Origin of the sequence: Halorubrum vacuolatum (assembly GCF_900188065.1) — an archaeon.
Taxonomy (GTDB): domain Archaea; phylum Halobacteriota; class Halobacteria; order Halobacteriales; family Haloferacaceae; genus Halorubrum; species Halorubrum vacuolatum.
Genome location: NZ_FZNQ01000003.1, coordinates 86468 through 102977 on the forward strand (window position 1 = coordinate 86468; position 16510 = coordinate 102977).

At 64.7% G+C, this 16510-nt stretch carries 16 protein-coding genes; 11 read left to right on the forward strand and 5 right to left on the reverse strand.

Annotated elements, in window-relative coordinates; all coding sequences use genetic code 11:
* Positions 1-30 precede the first annotated feature (30 nt).
* Positions 31-2526 carry a heavy metal translocating P-type ATPase gene (locus tag CHB65_RS04575; protein ID WP_089383883.1) on the forward strand — a complete coding sequence of 832 codons (2496 nt, stop codon included), beginning with the start codon at positions 31-33 and terminating at the stop codon, positions 2524-2526.
* A gap of 241 nt (positions 2527-2767) precedes the next feature.
* Here the strand turns inward: CHB65_RS04575 and CHB65_RS04580 are convergent, their stop codons facing one another.
* Complete coding sequence (locus tag CHB65_RS04580; protein ID WP_089383884.1) at positions 2768-4138, reverse strand: geranylgeranyl reductase family protein; 1371 nt, start codon at positions 4136-4138, stop codon at positions 2768-2770.
* A gap of 195 nt (positions 4139-4333) precedes the next feature.
* Here CHB65_RS04580 and fer point away from each other — a divergent pair, with 195 nt between their 5' ends.
* The 6 genes from fer (at position 4334) to CHB65_RS04610 (ending at position 11350) form a co-directional block, all read left to right on the forward strand.
* Positions 4334-5119 (forward strand): ferredoxin Fer, encoded by a 786-nt coding sequence (gene fer / locus CHB65_RS04585; RefSeq protein ID WP_089383885.1) that lies wholly within the window; start codon positions 4334-4336, stop codon positions 5117-5119.
* Between the two features lie 79 nt (positions 5120-5198).
* Positions 5199-6248, forward strand: coding sequence for a BMP family lipoprotein (locus CHB65_RS04590; protein WP_089383886.1), 1050 nt, complete (start codon positions 5199-5201; stop codon positions 6246-6248).
* A 6-nt stretch (positions 6249-6254) separates the two neighbouring features.
* Complete coding sequence (locus tag CHB65_RS04595) at positions 6255-7886, forward strand: ABC transporter ATP-binding protein (protein ID WP_089383887.1); 1632 nt, start codon at positions 6255-6257, stop codon at positions 7884-7886.
* The gene (locus tag CHB65_RS04600; protein WP_089383888.1) at positions 7883-9073 is read left to right on the forward strand and encodes an ABC transporter permease; all 1191 of its coding nucleotides are present in this window, start codon (positions 7883-7885) and stop codon (positions 9071-9073) included. Before CHB65_RS04595 ends, CHB65_RS04600 begins: the two co-directional genes overlap by 4 nt.
* Positions 9070-10125 (forward strand): ABC transporter permease, encoded by a 1056-nt coding sequence (locus tag CHB65_RS04605; RefSeq protein WP_089383889.1) that lies wholly within the window; start codon positions 9070-9072, stop codon positions 10123-10125. The genes CHB65_RS04600 and CHB65_RS04605 overlap by 4 nt, the downstream gene beginning before the upstream one ends.
* A gap of 289 nt (positions 10126-10414) precedes the next feature.
* Positions 10415-11350, forward strand: coding sequence for a ZIP family metal transporter (locus CHB65_RS04610; RefSeq protein ID WP_089383890.1), 936 nt, complete (start codon positions 10415-10417; stop codon positions 11348-11350).
* Here the strand turns inward: CHB65_RS04610 and CHB65_RS04615 are convergent.
* Positions 11347-12102 (reverse strand): SOS response-associated peptidase, encoded by a 756-nt coding sequence (locus CHB65_RS04615; RefSeq protein WP_089384045.1) that lies wholly within the window; start codon positions 12100-12102, stop codon positions 11347-11349. The genes CHB65_RS04610 and CHB65_RS04615 overlap by 4 nt on opposite strands.
* A gap of 408 nt (positions 12103-12510) precedes the next feature.
* Here CHB65_RS04615 and CHB65_RS04620 point away from each other — a divergent pair, with 408 nt between their 5' ends.
* Positions 12511-13290, forward strand: a complete 780-nt coding sequence (locus tag CHB65_RS04620) for a ribonuclease H-like domain-containing protein (RefSeq protein WP_089383891.1) — start codon at positions 12511-12513, stop codon at positions 13288-13290.
* Between the two features lie 23 nt (positions 13291-13313).
* Here the strand turns inward: CHB65_RS04620 and CHB65_RS04625 are convergent, their stop codons facing one another.
* The 3 genes from CHB65_RS04625 to trxA all read right to left on the reverse strand — a co-directional run bounded on the left by CHB65_RS04625 (position 13314) and on the right by trxA (position 15214).
* On the reverse strand, positions 13314-14522 hold the full coding sequence (locus CHB65_RS04625) for a polymer-forming cytoskeletal protein (protein ID WP_089383892.1): 1209 nt from the start codon (positions 14520-14522) through the stop codon (positions 13314-13316).
* 197 nt (positions 14523-14719) lie between these two features.
* Positions 14720-14869, reverse strand: coding sequence for a 50S ribosomal protein L40e (locus CHB65_RS04630; protein ID WP_089383893.1), 150 nt, complete (start codon positions 14867-14869; stop codon positions 14720-14722).
* A 75-nt stretch (positions 14870-14944) separates the two neighbouring features.
* Positions 14945-15214 carry a thioredoxin gene (gene trxA, locus CHB65_RS04635; protein WP_089383894.1) on the reverse strand — a complete coding sequence of 90 codons (270 nt, stop codon included), beginning with the start codon at positions 15212-15214 and terminating at the stop codon, positions 14945-14947.
* 118 nt (positions 15215-15332) lie between these two features.
* Between trxA and CHB65_RS04640 the strand changes: the two genes are divergently transcribed.
* The 3 genes from CHB65_RS04640 to hisE all read left to right on the forward strand — a co-directional run bounded on the left by CHB65_RS04640 (position 15333) and on the right by hisE (position 16502).
* Complete coding sequence (locus tag CHB65_RS04640) at positions 15333-15497, forward strand: preprotein translocase subunit Sec61beta (protein WP_089383895.1); 165 nt, start codon at positions 15333-15335, stop codon at positions 15495-15497.
* A gap of 88 nt (positions 15498-15585) precedes the next feature.
* Positions 15586-16179 (forward strand): pyridoxal 5'-phosphate synthase glutaminase subunit PdxT, encoded by a 594-nt coding sequence (gene pdxT / locus CHB65_RS04645; protein WP_089383896.1) that lies wholly within the window; start codon positions 15586-15588, stop codon positions 16177-16179.
* Positions 16176-16502: a phosphoribosyl-ATP diphosphatase gene (gene hisE, locus CHB65_RS04650; RefSeq protein WP_089383897.1), complete on the forward strand. Its 327-nt coding sequence runs from the start codon at positions 16176-16178 to the stop codon at positions 16500-16502. The genes pdxT and hisE overlap by 4 nt, the downstream gene beginning before the upstream one ends.
* Positions 16503-16510: the final 8 nt, after the last annotated feature.

Genomic DNA, 16510 nt, shown 5'->3' on the forward strand with positions numbered 1-16510 from the left:
CTATCCCCGGAGAGGGACTACCGTAATCTAATGGATTCACCGGTAGGACCTGTTGAGTGCGAGACACGCCGGTTCAACGTCCCAGAGATGGATTGCCCCTCGTGTGTAGGGAAGGTCACAAATAGCATCGAGAAACTCGATGGCATCCTCAACATCGATGCGAGACCTACAACTGGAGTACTTGTCGTAGAGTTTCAATCTGACACACTCACCGATGAAGACATCCACGACCGGATCACTGCTGCCGGATACACCGTGGAAATCGGCGATGAGACGACGAGACTGGCCGTCCCAGCGATGGATTGCCCCTCGTGCGCCCAAAAGGTCGAGAAAGCGCTTGAAGACGTTGAAGGGATAACAGAAATCGAATCCCAACCAACGACCGGGCAGGTCACCATCACGCACGACGCTACTATCACCCCGGATGAAATCATCTCCCACATCGCCTCCGCGGGATACAAAGCAACTACCATCGACGAAGAACGCCGGTTTGGAACACCACGAGAGATTTGGAAAAGTCCGCGAGGGGTAGCAACCCTCGTTGGCGGAGTCCTCGTGACGGCGGGGATGATATTGAACTTCGCCGTCCCGACTGCCGACCCGTTCCTCTTCGAACTCGTTGGGCGAACGTTCAACGTATCTCACGTGCTCTTCGTCGTGAGTGCTGCACTCGCCGGAGCACCCATCATTCGTAACGGCTACTACTCGGCACGAAACTGGAGTCTCGATATTCACTTCCTGATGACCGCGGGGATCATCGGTTCAGTGCTTACCCACCACGCGTTCGAAGGGGCGATGCTCGCAGTGCTGTTCAGTACTGCAGAGCTACTCGAACGGTTCTCGATGGACCGTGCTCGTGGGTCACTTCGAGAACTCATGGAGTTGTCTCCGGATACGGCGACAGTTCGTCGTGACGGGCAAGAAGAGACGATTCCGGCGAATCAAGTTACTGTTGGAGAGACGGTCATCGTCCGTCCCGGTGAAAAAATTCCACTGGATGGGATCGTCATCGAGGGGACGAGCGCTGTGAATCAAGCGCCCATCACGGGCGAAAGCGTCCCTGTGGACAAAGCCAAGGGTGAGGAAGTGTACGCTGGGACGATTAACGAGGAGGGGTACCTCGAAATCGAAATAACGAGTGAATCATCGGACTCCACGATTGCGCAGATCATTCGGATGGTCGAAGAGGTACAGAGTGAGAAAACCGAACGGGAGCAGTTCGTCAATCGCCTCGCAAGCGTCTACACCCCTCTTGTCGTCGGGATCGCACTGGTCGTGATGATCGTCCCTCCGCTCGCGTACGGTGCGTCGTGGAACACGTGGTTCCTCCGTGGCTTGGCGTTGATCGTGATCGCCTGTCCGTGTGCGTTCGTTATTTCCACGCCTGTCAGCGTGGTCTCCGGGATCACCAGTGCCGCCCGGAACGGCGTCCTAATCAAAACTGGCCGCGATCTCGAAGCTGCAGGTGACACAGACGTCGTCGCGGTCGACAAAACTGGAACGGTGACCACAGGTGAGCTGTCGGTCACTGATGTGATCCCCTTCGACGATGTAAGCGAAGAGGAGATCTTGCGATGTGCGAGCTCACTTGAACGCCGAAGCGAGCACCCTATTGCCGAAGCGATCATTGATCACGCCGAAACACGCGGTGCCAGTGGTAACGCGATCACAGTCGAGAATTTCGAGGCCCTTACCGGCAAAGGAATTTCTGCTGATCTCGACGGAAACACGCACTTTGTGGGTAAACCTAGTTTGTTCACCGACCTCGGTTTCGAACTGGACGAGACCACCACCGCAACTGACGGTGGTCAGCCCGTTAGTCCAACACTCGATACAAGTGTAGATGAGCGCGAGCGCAATTCCGTGAGTGAAACGATTTCTACTTTCGAGGACGAGGGGAAGTCAGTCGTTCTTGTCGGAAGCAAGGACAGGCTCTACGGTGTTATTGCAATTTCGGATGAGCCACGGGAGAACGCGAATTGGGCGATCTCCAAACTCAAAGAGCAGGGCGTTCACGTTGTCATGCTGACCGGCGACAACACTGGGACAGCCCGGGCCATTGCAAACGAAGTCGGAATCGAAGCGTACCACGCGGAATTGCTACCCGACGAGAAACTAGAGAAGATTCAGCAGCTCGAAGCCGAACACGGGCACGTCGCAATGGTGGGTGATGGAATCAACGATGCACCGGCGCTCGCAACCGCGACTGTTGGAATAGCGATGGGGGCGGCTGGCACCGATACTGCACTCGAAACCGCCGACATCGCGCTGATGAGTGATGATCTCACCCGCCTACCATACCTGCATCATCTCTCTCAGAAGTCGAACAGCGTTATCCGCCAGAATATCTGGTCGAGCCTCGGCGTCAAGGCTGTGTTGGCTATCGGTGCACCCTTTGGCGTTGTAACGGTCATTCACGCGGTCGTGGTCGGTGACATGGGAATGAGTCTGGGCGTGACAGGGAACGCGATGCGGCTATCGAAGGTCAAACCGGACTCGCCGAATACCAGCGAAGAAGATTCATAGCAAGGGTAGCTCTCAACAGTTCCGTGACAGGAAAAGTTGTTCTGGATTCACTAGATCCAGAACACCAATCGTTGTTGCTCACTTCTTCTCACCTCATCTACCCCATACCCGATGCCAACTAGTACGGGTTTGCTGAATACAGCCCTCTATATTCACCACGACAGGAGAAACCTATCAGCACTTGAGGATTTCAACAGAGCCGTTCCTCCCGAATTGTAAATATACTTCGAGCGGATGCCGCTCAGTACTTCGGGTCCGCGCCGGTCGTCTCGTAGATCCGATCCATGATCGAATCGCGTTCGGCCGTCCAGTTGGCCATCGCGGCGGGGCTCGTCGGGTAGCCCTCGTAGTGGGCGAGCAGCTCGTCGGCGAGCGTCTTCGTCCGGTAGAAATCACGGATGGTCCGCCAGTAGCCGAAGCTGCTGATCGCACACTTCACCTTCAAACTGAACGACATCGACGTCGATCCCTCATACAGCGCCTCCGCGAGCTTCTCGCCCGGAAGCGCCGCGAGCAACCCCATCAGGTCGTCGACGTCGACTGCCGTCGAGAGGACGTTATAGACGTCGAGCCCGGCGTAGCGGCCGCCGAAGTGATCCATCACGCGCTCGTTGTACCGCCAGAGGTTCTCCTCGGAGACGTCGCCGTCGCTTACCGCTTTTATCGCCTGCTCGCCGGCATACTTGCCGGCGTAGGCGGCGCCCGCGATGCCGCCGCCGGTCGTCGGGTTGACGTGGCCCGCGGCGTCGCCGACGGCCATGTAGCCGGGCGCGACCGCGGAGTCGTAGGGCCGTCTGGTCGGGAGCGCCGCGCCGAGTTTGTCGCGGACCTCCGCGCCCGCGAACTCCGGCCGGTTTCGGAGGTCGCGTTTGAGCGACTCGACGAGCTTCATCGGCTCCTCGTTCATCTGGAAGCCGAGCCCGGCGTTGATCTCCGTGCTGGTTCGCGGGAAGTACCAGAGGTAGCCGGCGGCCCGTTCCGTCGGTTTGAACACGAGCGCGTCGTCCCACTCGACGGGCTCCGGGACGTCGACGATCTCGCGGTAGGCCGAACAGAACTGCGAGTAGCGGACGTTGGTGTCGAAGGTCGTCCCCTCGAAGTCGGCTTTGTCCTGTAACAGCGAGAGCGAGCCCGCCCCGTCGATCACGATGTCGGCCTTGTATCGTCGAGGTTCGCCGCGGCGGGAGGCTTTGAGCCCGGTCACTCGCCCGTCGTCGTCCTGAATCACGTCGTTGATCACCGTGTCGTAGTGAAACGCCACGCCGGCGTCCTCGGCTCCCGCGATGATCTGCCGGCCGTACTTCCATCGGTCGATGACGGCGAGTTCGCCGGGGACCGGAATTTCGAGCACCGTGTCCTCTTTGGGGATCTCGAAGCGGCCGTGGTCGACGTCGGTGTTGGTGAACGCGGGTTCGAGCCGCGATTTCGGGATCGCCTCCGGGAACGCGTCCGCCCCCTTCAGCGCGTCCCCACAGGCGATGTGGCCGGCCTCCTCGGCGTCCTTGCGTTCGACGACGACGACGTCGAGGCCCTCCCGGGCGATCGTCGCGGCCGCATAACAGCCGGCGGTTCCCGCGCCGGCGACGACGACGTCGTACTCGTGACTGCTCATGTCCCTTCGGTTGCTACCCCGCGGGAAAACTCTTTACTCCCGTTTTCGTTCCCTCCGAGGCGACGAATGCGGGCTCGGTTCGTCTCTTTTAGTACGGCGTCGATGGTGGGTCTGGATCGGACGGGCGACGAATATCCGTCCATCCCTAACGAGGTAGGGACGGCTTCCTTGCCGTCCCCGGCGGAATGTTCGCCCATGACGGGACTCGAACACACTGACGTCGATCGGCTCCACGAGTGGCTCGAAGCAGTCGAGGGGAAGGAGGCGACGATGGCGCTCACCGCCGCGGTCGCCGTCGACCGGGGGGAGACGGTCGAATCGATCGCCGACTGGCAGGGTCGCGAGCCCGAGGCGGTTCGCGCGGATCTGGACGCGATCGACTCCCCGAGCCTCGTCTCCGCGATCGCCGTCCTGGAAGGGGTCGACATCGACGGGATCGCCGAGCTGTCGAGCCTCTCATCTGACACCGTTCGCGACTGGTTCGACTCGCTCTCGGACCGTCCGGTCCCGGAGGCGGCCGACGTCATCTCGCGGTATGCGGGGAGTGCCGCCCGCCCGCTCGTGACGAACGAGCCGTCGACGGTGTATCACCTCTCTTATGACGTGCTCCGGGAACGGGACTGGTCGATCGAGGACCCGGACCTCTTCGAGAAGGCGGCCGCCGCCGATCTCGAACTGCCGGAATTCGGGCGGTTCCTCGTCCAACCCGACGAGTCGATCCTCGAAGCCGCGGAGCGCGGCGGCCGCGACTGGCCCTACGCCTGCCGTGCCGGGGCCTGTTCGAACTGTGCGGTGATCGTGGTCGACGGCGACGTCGCGATGCCGAGCCAGTCGATACTTTCGGACGACCAGATCCGCACGGCGAACGCCCGACTCTCCTGTGTCGGCGTCCCGGTCACCGAGGAGGTCTCCATCGTCACCGGCGTCGGCGACTTGGCGGACTTCGCGGACCTCCGGCTGCCCTCGCCGACCGACGCCTGAGGGGGCGCCGTTCCATCGATGAACGGACGCCGCTGAACAACCGCAAATCTGATGTGTGTCGGCTCAACCACGTCTATACATGGATAGACGGACGTTTTTGGCGGCTGCAGGAACGGGAAGCCTCATCGCAACGGCGGGTTGTGCCGGCGACGACGATGACGGCGACGACTCGCTGAGCGTCGGCATGATCTACTCGACCGGCGGGCTCGGCGACGAGTCGTTCAACGACATGGCCCACCAGGGGATACAGGAGGCCGAATCGGACTTCGGCATCTCGTTTCAAAACGCCGAGCCGGACGCCCCGGCGGACATGGACGAGATGCAGCGACAGTTCGCGGGCGACGACAACATCGACGCGGTCGTCTGTATCGGGTTCGATCACGAGGCGGATCTGGAGGCGAACGCCGCGGAGTTCGCCGACACGAGCTTCGTCCTCGTCGACGCCGTTGTCGAGGCCGACAACGTCGCGAACTACCTCTTCCGTGAACACGAAGGCTCGTTCCAGGTCGGTTACTTGGCGGGCCTGTTGACCGGGATGGAGTACGGCCACGGTGGCGGTGCAACCGATCCCGATGAGTCGACCGTCGGATTCGTCGGCGGCGAGGAAATCGCGTTGATCGAACGGTTCGAGGCGGGCTACATCGCGGGGGCACAGCACGCCGACGCCGATATCGAGACACCCTCGTCGTACGCCGGAAGTTGGAACGACCCGACGACCGGACAGGAGATCGCCAGCAGCATGTACGACGACGGGGCCGACGTCGTTTATCACGCCGCCGGCGGCACGGGCGGCGGCGTCTTCGAGGCCGCCCAATCGGCCGGCCGGTACGCGATCGGCGTCGACGACGATCAGTCACGCAGCGCCGCCGCGTTCAGCGACGTGATCGTCGCGAGTATGATCAAACGCGTCGACACGGCGGTGTATGAGTCGGTGGAAGCCATCGTCAATGACGAGTTCGAGGGCGGCCAGATCAACGACCTCGGCCTCGAAGAGGACGGCGTCGGCGCGATAATCGGGCAGGACTTCGAGGACGACCTCCCCGCGGAGATCGTCGACGAGCTCGAGGCGTCACGGCAGGCGATCATCGACGGCGACATCGACGTCCCGGACACGCTCGACGACCTCTAACCTTCGATGGGGGAGAGCACCGATCCGGGCGACCCCGAACGCCACGCCCCGGCCACGAGGGACGTTGCGGCTCGCAACGGCGGCGCGCCGGCGGTCCGACTCGAGGGTGTCACCAAGCGGTTCCCGGGCGTCGTAGCGAACGACGACGTCGACTTCTCCGTGGATCGGGGGACGATCCACGCGTTGATCGGCGAGAACGGCGCGGGAAAGACGACGCTGATGAACGTCCTCTATGGGCTCTATGAACCGACGGAGGGGACGATCCGGATCGGCGGCGAACCCATGTCCTTCGAGGATCCGGGGGATGCGATGGACGCCGGGATCGGGATGATCCATCAACACTTCATGCTCGTCGACACGATGACCGTCGCCGAAAACGTCGTGCTCGGGAACGAACCGACGCGGTTCGGCGGGCTGTTGACCGACGAACGGACGGCGGTCGAGGAGACCCGACGGCTGGCCGAACGGTACGGGTTCGACATCGATCCGACCGAACGGATCGAAGAGATAAGCGTCGGCGAACAACAGCGCGTCGAGATCTTAAAAACGCTGTACCGCGGGGCGGAGATCCTGATCTTGGACGAGCCGACAGCGGTGTTGACCCCGCAGGAGGTCGATGCGCTGTACGAGATCTTAACGGAGCTGATCGACCAGGGAAAGACGATCATCTTCATCACCCACAAGCTGGGTGAAGCCTTACACGCCGCCGACGAGATCAGCGTCCTCAGGGACGGGAAACTCGTCGGGACGGTCCCTGCAGCCGAGGCGACCCGCGAGGACCTCGCACGGATGATGGTCGGCAAGGACGTGCTCCTCGAGATCGAAAAGCCCGCCGCCGACCGTGGCTCCACGGTCCTGCAGGTGTCGGATATGGTCGTCGATGACGACCGTGGCATCCCTGCCGTCGAGGGCGTCTCCTTCGACGTACACGCCGGGGAGATATTCGGGATCGCGGGCGTCGATGGGAACGGCCAGTCGGAGCTGATCGAGGCGATAACCGGGCTTCGGTCACCGGAGTCGGGAACGGTGGCGTTCGAGGGGGCGGATATGACCGACCTTCCGCGACGGAAACGGATCGAGGCGGGGATGGCGTACGTCGCCGAGGATCGCCAGAAGCGGAGCCTCGTGATGGCGTACGACCTCCGTCGAAACGGCGTCCTCGGCTGTCAGCGGCTGCCGACGTTCGGTGAGGGATTGTGGATCGACTGGGACCGGATCGACGGCTACGTCGATACCGTCATCGAGGAATATGATGTCCGTCCCCCGGATCCGGGCGCGACGGCCCACTCGCTGTCCGGGGGCAATCAACAGAAGTTCATCGTCGGTCGGGAGTTCGAACGCGATCCCTCGCTGGTCATCGCCGCACAGCCGACCCGCGGGGTCGACATCGGCAGCATCGAGTTCATTCACGAACGGCTCCTCGAGTTGCGCTCCGACGGCAAAGCCACCCTGCTCGTCTCCTCGAAGCTCGATGAGGTTACCCAGCTGTCGGACCGTCTCGGCGTCATCCACGACGGCCAACTCGTCGCCGTGGTGCGCCCCGAGGACGTCACCGACGAGGACCTGGGGCTCCTGATGGCGGGTGAACGACCGACCGGCCTCGACGTCGAGTCGGCACGCGTACGGACGGAGCCATGAGTGCCGGACGCGATCGCGTCGAGGCGACCCTCGATCGGCTGGTGGATGCCTCGGTACTCGAACGGCTCCAGATCAGCCTCGCGGCGCTCGTCTTTGCCATCATCGTCGGGGCCGTCCTCGTTTTCGTCTCCGGGCTGATCGTCGACTGCCCGGATCCGTTCCTTTCTCTTCCGGGCGTCGGTGGCGCCTGTTACAATCCGTTTGAGGTCTATTGGACGATGATCACCGGTTCATTCGGGTCGCTTACCGCACTGGGGCGGACGCTCCAAGAGACGACGCTGTTGTTGTTTACCGGACTCTCGGTCGCCGTGGCGTTCCGTGCGGGGCTGTTCAACATCGGGACACAGGGTCAGATGATCCTCGGCGCGCTCGGCGCGGCGCTGACCGCCCTCTGGTTGGGCGAGTTGGTTCCGGAAAGCCTGCTCGGCGCGCTCATCGTCATCCCGGCCGGCGTCGTCGTCGGCGCGGTTATCGGCGGGCTGTGGGGGATGCTCCCCGGGCTGATGAAGGCCTACGCCGACGCCCACGAGGTGATCACGACGATCATGTTGAACTTCATCGCGATGGGGATCGCGTTCTGGCTCGTCCAGAACCACGTCGGAAACCTCGAGTCCGACTCTGTCTTGACGCACACGATTCCGGACGTCGCCCAACTCTCCCCGACGATCGGGGGAACGCGATTCTCCCTGTGGGCGCTCCTCGCCGCGCTCGCGGCCGCGATCGGCATCTACGTCCTCTATGACCGGACGATACTGGGCTACGAACTCCGGACGAGTGGGCTCCAGGAGGCGGCGGCGGAGTACGGCGGCGTCAACGCCAAACGGAACATCGTCACGAGCATGACCCTCTCTGGGGCGCTCGGGGGGATCGCCGGTTCGATCTACGTACTGATGGTCCAGTATCGCTGGCAGGACGGGATCCCCCCGCTTGGGTTCGACGGGATCGCCGTCTCGATCCTCGCCGGAAACAACCCGATCGGCGTGATCCCCGCCGCGGTGCTGTTCGGAGCGATGCAAAGCGGCAGCGTCGCGCTCAACCTCACGCTCGGCGTCCCGCCGGAGCTCGTCGAGGTGCTTCGGGGACTCATCATCCTCTTCATCGCGATGCCGGAGTTCTTCCGGATGATCGGTAAACGATACGGCTACGGCAGCGACCCGCTCGCGACCGACGGGGGGGAGAACGTATGAACCGTCCGACGGTCACCCGACGGCAGGGATTGGCCATCGGGGCGATCCTCTTCGGGTTGCTGCTCGTCGGATTCGTCATTGATGGCGGCCGAGCGCTTCTCGGCGACGTCGCCGGCGTCATCAGCGCCTCTTATTTCGCCGCAGTGTTCCGGTTCACCGTGCCGATCGCCTTCGCCGCCATGGGTGGGATCTTCGCCGAAAAGACCGGCGTGATCAACATCGGGCTCGAAGGGCTGCTCATCATCGGGGCGTTCAGCGCCGTGGCCGCCCTCTGGGGGCTCTCGGCGACGCCGGTGGGAGCGAACATCTGGGTCGCGTTCCTGCTTGCGGTCCTCGCCAGCACGCTCGTCGCGTTGCTCTTTGCGACCGTCTGTATCGATTTCAAGGCGGATCAGATCATCGCCGGGCTCGCCATCTGGCTGATCGCGCTCGGCTTCGCGCCGTTCGCGAGCATCATCATCTGGGACCGGACCAACAGCCCGAGCGTCGGCACGTTCCCGGTTTGGGAGGTGCCGGTGTTAGCCGATCTCCCGACGGTCGGCCCGCTGTTCAGCGCGACCCTTCCGGTCTTCCTGCTCGTGCTCGCCGTCCCCTTCTCGTGGTATCTGCTCAACCGAACGACGTTCGGTAAGTGGGTCGAAGCGAGCGGCGAGGACCCCAAGAGCCTCGACACCGCGGGGGTCGACGTCCGGCGAATCCGGTATGCGGGCGTCCTGCTCTCCGGGGTCTACTGCGGGATCGGCGGCGCCGGGCTCGCGCTCAACACGGGGCAGTTCGTCGGGAGCGGCGATACGATGGTCGATGGTCGGGGCTGGATCGGGCTCACCGCGTACCTGATCGGCAACTACAATCCGATCGGGGCGTTTCTCGCCTCGTTCCTCTTCGCCGCGCTGGACGCCCTCCAGCTGCAACTCCAGCAGATCGCCGGCTTCGAGGTCTCCTCGACGCTCGTCGGGATCATCCCCTACGTCGCCGTCGTCATCGTGCTCACCTTCGTCGGACGAACACGGATGCCGTCGGCGGCCGGTGAACACTACGAATCCGACGAGTGAGCCCGAGCCGTTTCCGTTCGCGGTCGGACACACCCTCGATTCCCCGTCGTTCGATGTTTCGGTCCCCTCCTTGATCGACCCGTGAGGTCGCTGTCTTTCCCTGATCGAGGTACACGAGAGTCCCGACGTGTCCACTTCCTTCGCTCGCTACACTCGCTCGGTCATGGCCCCGTCTTATCGCCGGTGCTCCGCTCGCGGGGCTCCGATACGGGCTGCGGGGCTGCGGTGTGTGATGGGTACCTAGATGACGAACTTTATATTTAGGCACGTCAAAAAACGGGTGAACTCGATGGAGCCCTTGGAGCAGACAACCGACGACTGGCTGGATTCGGCGCCGCGTTGGATGCTCGCGGTCGGCCCGCTCGTCATCCTCGGGGCGGTCGTTCTGGTCCTTTTTGCCACCTCGCCGTTCGGCGACGCGGCCGCGATGACCGAGGCGTCGACGACGGAGGTGCTCTGGACGATCACCGTGATCAGCGTCTTCGTCGGCGTGGTTCCCGTCGCGATCGGGATGCTTTGGTTCCCGTTTATTCGGGGGCTCGACCCGCGCTGGCTCCACGCCGTCCTCGCGCTGTCGGCCGGTGTTCTCGCGTTCGTCGCCGTCGAAATGACCGATGAGGCGATCGGTTACGCCGTTGACGCGCCGGACCCACTCCTCGCGGGCGGGCTCGCGATCGTCGCCGGGCTGGTGACGTTCGGGGTCGTCGGCGCGGCGAGCCGCTGGAGCCATCGACAGCTCCGCGATTCGAGCAATCAGGGACTTGGTGTCGCGTACCTCGTCGCCATCGGCCTCGGGCTGCACAGCGTGGGCGAGGGGATCGCCATCGCGGGCGCGTTCGCCATCGGCGAGGTCGGGCTCGTGATGTTGCTCGTCGTCGGCTTTCTGATCCACAACGTCACGGAGGGGCCGACCGTCGTCGCCGCGGTCGCGCGGGACAGCCGGACGCCGTCGCTTTTTCACTTCGCCGCGCTCGGGCTGATCGCGGGCGGCCCGCTCGTGCTCGGCGGATGGCTCGGCATCGTCGCCTACTCGCCGCTGCTCGCGGCGACGCTGCTCGCGGTCGGCGTCGGGGCGATCGTGCAGGTCGTCGTCGAGGTCGTCGGCCTGATCAAACTCGATGCACCGCGCGTGCTCACCCGGCTGAACGCCGCCGGCTTCGTCGTCGGCGTCGGGGTGATGTTCCTGTTAGAGGAGGTCATCCTCGACATATACTTCGGGATTTAAGCGACTGGCTCTATCAACGCCGGATCGTCGTTCGCCGGCGTGTTCACCCGGGTCGAGACGGGAAACGCCGTCAGCTCGTCGTCCGGGTGCGTGGTGAGGAGGGAGGCGGCCTCGTCGGGGTCGCCGTGGAGCCACGTCCCCTCGGCGTCGGGTGGGAGCATCACGGCCATTCGGTGATGGAGGTCGGCGATCAGGTCGTTGGGCTCGGTCGTGACGACCGTGAAGCTCTCGATCACCTCGGGCGGATCTTGGGGGCCGTCGCTTCCGTCGGCCGCCCCGCCGCCGAACGCGCCGAGGCCGGTCTGGGTCGTCTCCGGTTGTGGGGGTTCCCAGCGGTCGTAGAGGCCGGCCATCGCGAACGGGCGGTCGTCCTCGAAGGCGACGCGGTAGGGGGTCTTTTCGCCGCCGGCCCCCCCGCTTCCGCTCCCCGCCACCCATTCATAAAAGCCGTCGGCGGGGACGAGACAGCGTTGTCGCTCGAAGGCGTCCGCAAAGCTCCGTTTCTCGCGGACCGTTTCGGCGCGGGCGTTGATCAGCCCGCGGGACTCCGTAGCGAAGGCGGGGGTGAGCCCCCACTCCATGCGGGTCGCGCGGTCGGGTTCCTCGGCGGTGATCACCGGGAGGTCCTGTCCGGGCGAGCAGTTGTAGCGGGGCTGTAGCGGGCCGCCGTCGGGGCCGAGGTGGCTGAAATCGGCATCGAATCGCCGTTCGAGTTCGGCGGCGGGGGTGAACAACGTGTAGCGCCCACACATCATCCGTTTTTCGTGGGCGAGGTATTTAAACGGCGAGCGCCGGATCGGCTGCGGATAAGTCGGGAGTTGCCGTGTCCAATCCAACGGCCGCGCCGACGCGTTCATAGATAACTGGCCCCTCCCACGAGCGCCGGATCGGCTATATAACTCGTCTCTTGGCGGTCGGGTCGTTGGCCTCACACCTCCCCAACCTCGGGCGTCCGCGGCCGCGGGACCGCACCGCGGCCGCGATCGCCCTCCCTCGCGCTCGGCTCGCACCTTTAAAAGGCGCTCGCCGGACCGCGCCACGTGGGACGGCCGGTGCATAGCGGATCGCTCGTCTCCGTTCCGTCGTCCACCGTCTCCCTGTCCTTTCATTCTCCACTCCCCCGTCGTCGGCTTTTTAAGCGCCGGTCACTCGGTGAGGGTATGCGCATCGAGAACAGCTTCATCCCGGTCGAGGGGGTCGGCGAAACGACCGAGCGCCGCCTCTGGGAGCGCGGGATCACCACATGGGACGAGTTCGGGCACGACGTGAACGTCCCCGGGCTCGGCTCGACGACGGCCGACCGGATCGAGACGTTCATCGCGGACGCGAGGACACACCTCGCCGAGGCGGATTCGACCTACTTCGACCGAACCTTTCCGAGTCGGGAACGCTGGCGGCTTTACGAGAACTTCCGGGGGAACACCTGCTTTTTCGACATCGAGACGACGGGCCTCGACGAGCATCGCGACCGCGTCACGACCGTGAGCTTCCACCGCGCCGGCGAGACGCGGACCCTCGTCGCAGGGCAGGACCTCACCGCCGATCGGCTCCGCGCCGAGTTCGCCGACGCCGACCTGCTCGCGAGCTTCAACGGCGCACGCTTCGACGTCCCCTTCCTCGAGACCTCCTTCGGAATCGAGGTCGACACGCCACACCTCGATCTCATGTACCCGTGCAAGCGGCTCGGGCTCTCCGGGGGACTCAAACCGATCGAGCGCCAGCTCGGCATCGAGCGGGACCGCCCCGACATCTCCGGCCGGGACGCCGTTCGGCTGTGGCATCAGTATGAACGCGGCGATGAGGCCGCGCTCGACACGCTCGTCTCATATAATCGCGAGGACACCGTCAACCTGCGGACGCTCGCCGACGTCGTCTGCGGCGCGCTCCACGAGGACGTCTTCACCCCTGTCGCGGGGACGCCCCCGCCACGGACGCGGTAAGGGGATCGGCGGACACGACGACGCTAGGCCTTGTCGCCGTCGGCCTCGCCCGTCGTCGCCAACTCCGCATCGTCGCCGTCGGCAGCCGTTTTCGCTTCCTCCGGTTCCCCCTTCCCGGCTCCCGCTCCTTCCGCTTCTTTCTCGTCCGCCCCTCCGTCATCGTCGTCCGTCCCCTCCGCCCGCTCGTCGTCCGTCCCCTCCGCCCGCTCGTCGTCCGTCCCCTCGTCATCGGACTCCGCCACGTCGTCAACTCCCGCCTCATCGGGCGCTTGTTTATCGGGCTCTCGCTCCTCCGGTTCCTCCTCAGCCGATTCCTCCGCAGCCGATTCCTCCGCAGCCGGTTGTTCACCGCTCTTCGGCGCTTCCCCGTCGGCACGCTCCTCGTCCGGCTCCGCTACCCGCTGAACGAGCCTCATATCGCCGCGGGCTCGAAGCGTTCCGTCGATGGTCGCGTCCTCGTGGACGACGAGGTCGCCGGAGGACACGTCGCCGAGGACGCGTGCGCCCGCCTCGATCCGCACGGTCCCCCCGCGGCTCGTCACGTCGCCGTGGATGACCGTGTCCGCACCGACCGTGATCCCCTCGCGGGCACGCAGCGACCCGAAGACGGTGTTTCGCTCGCCGACGGCCACGGATTTCGCCCGCAGGTTGCCGTGGATCCGGCAGTCGTCGCCCACCGTCGCCGGCGTCGAAACCCGCCACGCGTCGTCGGAGACCTCCGCGCCTCGCGGAATCACGAGCGGGTCGCGCGCCTCGTCGCCGTCGGCGAGTGCGGCCGCGAGTTCGTCGGCCGCGTCGGTCTCCCCGCTTCGAAGCAGCTGTGAGAGGACGATGAAATAGAAGACGATGGTCGGGATCGGGTTCCTGACCACGATCCAGCCGTTGGCCTCGAACCCTTCCTCGACGGTCACGTCGTCGCCGATGTCGAGGTCGCCGGAGACCATCAGCCGCCCCGTGATCGTCGCCCGCTCGCCGATGTAGGCGTCCTCGCCGACGAGGACGTTGCCCTCGACGGTACACCAGGTGTCGACCCGGCAGTCGCCGGACGCCTCGATGTCGTCCTCGACGGTCGTGCGCTCGCCGAGCGCGACGTTACGGCCACGAAGCCCGAACTCGACGGTCGACCGGCTCCCGACCAGCACGTCCCCGTCGGTCACGAGGTCGTGTTCCTCCACCGTCGTCCCCGACGGAACGGCGAGTTCGTCGATCGGGCCCGTTCCCCTCAGTGACACACCGGTGGAAGTCCCCCCGCGGGCATAAACGGTACGGGCGCGTCCGACATCCGTCGGACGGCGTTCGGACCCGGCCTGCCTCGCTTTGGTTCGATCGAGCGCGACGGGACGGAACGCGCAGGCTCACCGCTCGCGCGGGAATGGATGATGTGAGAAGCGGGGGCGTTTCCGACGGGGTCGTGCGAGCGCGTCGCCGATCAGGCCGCGCGGCGTTCCTTCGCTTTCGGTCGGAGCTTCCCGTAGCCGCACTTGCGGCAGCGGTCCGCTTTCTGTGGGTTTCGGGCGTTACAGCGCATACAGATCTGTTTTTCGAGGATGCGGCGTTCCGCGGCGTCGAAGCTGGCCATACGGCTATCGAGCGGGTGCACGGTGTAAAAGATTGCGAGATGCGTCGGCGTCCGATCGGCCGCCGCCGTACGCCTCTACGCGCCGGCTTCCGCGAGCGCGGCCGTGATGTCCTCCTTCTGTGTTACGCCGACGAACCGGTCGACGACGCCGTCGTCGTTCTCGACGATGAGCGTCGGGAGCGAGCGCACCTGATACTGATTGGCGACGTCCTGTTCCTCGTCGACGTTCACCTTCTGTAGCTCGAAGGCGTCGCCGAGGTCCTCTTTGACCTCCTCGAGGATCGGGTCTTGGGTCTTACACGGGCCACACCAGTCGGCGTAGAAATCCAGGAGTCGGACGGTCATTGTCGTGCCGCGAGGGTAACAGGGGGCCGCGCATAAGGGTTTCCCACCCGCCGCGCGAGCCCGCTACCGCAACCCGAAAGACGAAACGTTTAGGCCGCCACGTCCCGCAGAGGGGTGTATGAGCAGCGGCAGCAACTCCGGCGGGCTGATGTCCAGTGCCGGACTCGTCCGATACTTCGACGCCCAGGACCGGAACGCGATCACGATGAACCCCAAGACCGTCGTCGCCTTCTGTGTCCTCTTCGGTATCTTCGTGCAGATCCTCGCGCTGACGATCGCGTAGGGCCCCATTCCCGACCGACCCGGCGACACTGCCCCCGATCCGTCCCGCGAACGCGCCCTTTTTGGCCGTCCCGTCCCCAGCAGTCGACATGAAAGCAGGCGTCATCGCCGTCCAGGGCGACGTGGCCGAACACGCCGCGGCCGTCCGCAACGCCGCCGCCGCCCACGGGGAGTCGGCGTCGGTCGTCGAGATCCGTGACGCGGGGCTCGTCCCCGACTGTGACGTGCTCCTCATGCCCGGCGGGGAGTCTACGACCATCTCGCGGCTCATCCGCCGCGAGGGGATCGCCGAGGAGATCCGCGAACACGTCGCCGCCGGAAAGCCCGTCCTCGCGACGTGTGCGGGACTCATCGTCTGTTCGCGGGATGCGAAGGACGACCGGGTCGACGCGCTCGGCGTCCTCGACGTCTCCGTCGACCGCAACGCCTTCGGCCGCCAGAAGGACTCCTTCGAGGCGCAGGTTCCGGTGACGGGTCTCGATGATCCCTTCCACGCCGTCTTCATTCGTGCCCCGCTCATCGACGACGTCGGTGGGGACGTCGAGGTCCTCGCGACCGTCGAGGGTCGCCCGGTGCTCGTTCGCGACGGGCCTGTCGTCGCCAGTTCGTTCCACCCGGAGCTCACCGAGGATCCGCGGATCCACGACCTCACCTTTTTCCCGGACAGGGAGGTGCTCGCGTGAGCGACCCATCCGCGGAGGACGATCCATCAGGGGACCCGGAGGACGTCCTCGATTCGCTGTTCGCGACCATCGAGTCACGAAAGACGGAGCTCCCGGCGGGCTCCTACACGACCTCGCTTTTCACCCACGAGAAGGGCGAGAACGCGGCCCTGGAGAAACTCGGCGAGGAGACCACGGAGGCGATCCTCGCGGCGAAAGACGACGACGCCGAGGAGCTGCTCTCTGAGAGCGCCGACCTCGTCTACCACCTGCTCGTGGTGCTCTCGATGCACGACTGCGACGTCGACGACCTGCGCGCGGAGCTCGCGGAGCGGTTTAAATAGATAAAACT

Coding starts and splice junctions, on each gene's coding strand:
- CHB65_RS04590 (WP_089383886.1), top strand. CDS start 5,199: ATGGATAGACGGACGTTTTTGGCGGCTGCAGGAACGGGAAGCCTCATC.
- fer (WP_089383885.1), top strand. CDS start 4,334: ATGACGGGACTCGAACACACTGACGTCGATCGGCTCCACGAGTGGCTC.
- CHB65_RS04595 (WP_089383887.1), top strand. CDS start 6,255: ATGGGGGAGAGCACCGATCCGGGCGACCCCGAACGCCACGCCCCGGCC.
- pdxT (WP_089383896.1), top strand. CDS start 15,586: ATGAAAGCAGGCGTCATCGCCGTCCAGGGCGACGTGGCCGAACACGCC.
- CHB65_RS04630 (WP_089383893.1), bottom strand. CDS start 14,869: ATGGCCAGCTTCGACGCCGCGGAACGCCGCATCCTCGAAAAACAGATC.
- CHB65_RS04610 (WP_089383890.1), top strand. CDS start 10,415: ATGGAGCCCTTGGAGCAGACAACCGACGACTGGCTGGATTCGGCGCCG.
- CHB65_RS04600 (WP_089383888.1), top strand. CDS start 7,883: ATGAGTGCCGGACGCGATCGCGTCGAGGCGACCCTCGATCGGCTGGTG.
- CHB65_RS04605 (WP_089383889.1), top strand. CDS start 9,070: ATGAACCGTCCGACGGTCACCCGACGGCAGGGATTGGCCATCGGGGCG.
- trxA (WP_089383894.1), bottom strand. CDS start 15,214: ATGACCGTCCGACTCCTGGATTTCTACGCCGACTGGTGTGGCCCGTGT.
- CHB65_RS04580 (WP_089383884.1), bottom strand. CDS start 4,138: ATGAGCAGTCACGAGTACGACGTCGTCGTCGCCGGCGCGGGAACCGCC.
- CHB65_RS04575 (WP_089383883.1), top strand. CDS start 31: ATGGATTCACCGGTAGGACCTGTTGAGTGCGAGACACGCCGGTTCAAC.
- CHB65_RS04615 (WP_089384045.1), bottom strand. CDS start 12,102: ATGTGTGGGCGCTACACGTTGTTCACCCCCGCCGCCGAACTCGAACGG.
- CHB65_RS04620 (WP_089383891.1), top strand. CDS start 12,511: ATGCGCATCGAGAACAGCTTCATCCCGGTCGAGGGGGTCGGCGAAACG.
- CHB65_RS04640 (WP_089383895.1), top strand. CDS start 15,333: ATGAGCAGCGGCAGCAACTCCGGCGGGCTGATGTCCAGTGCCGGACTC.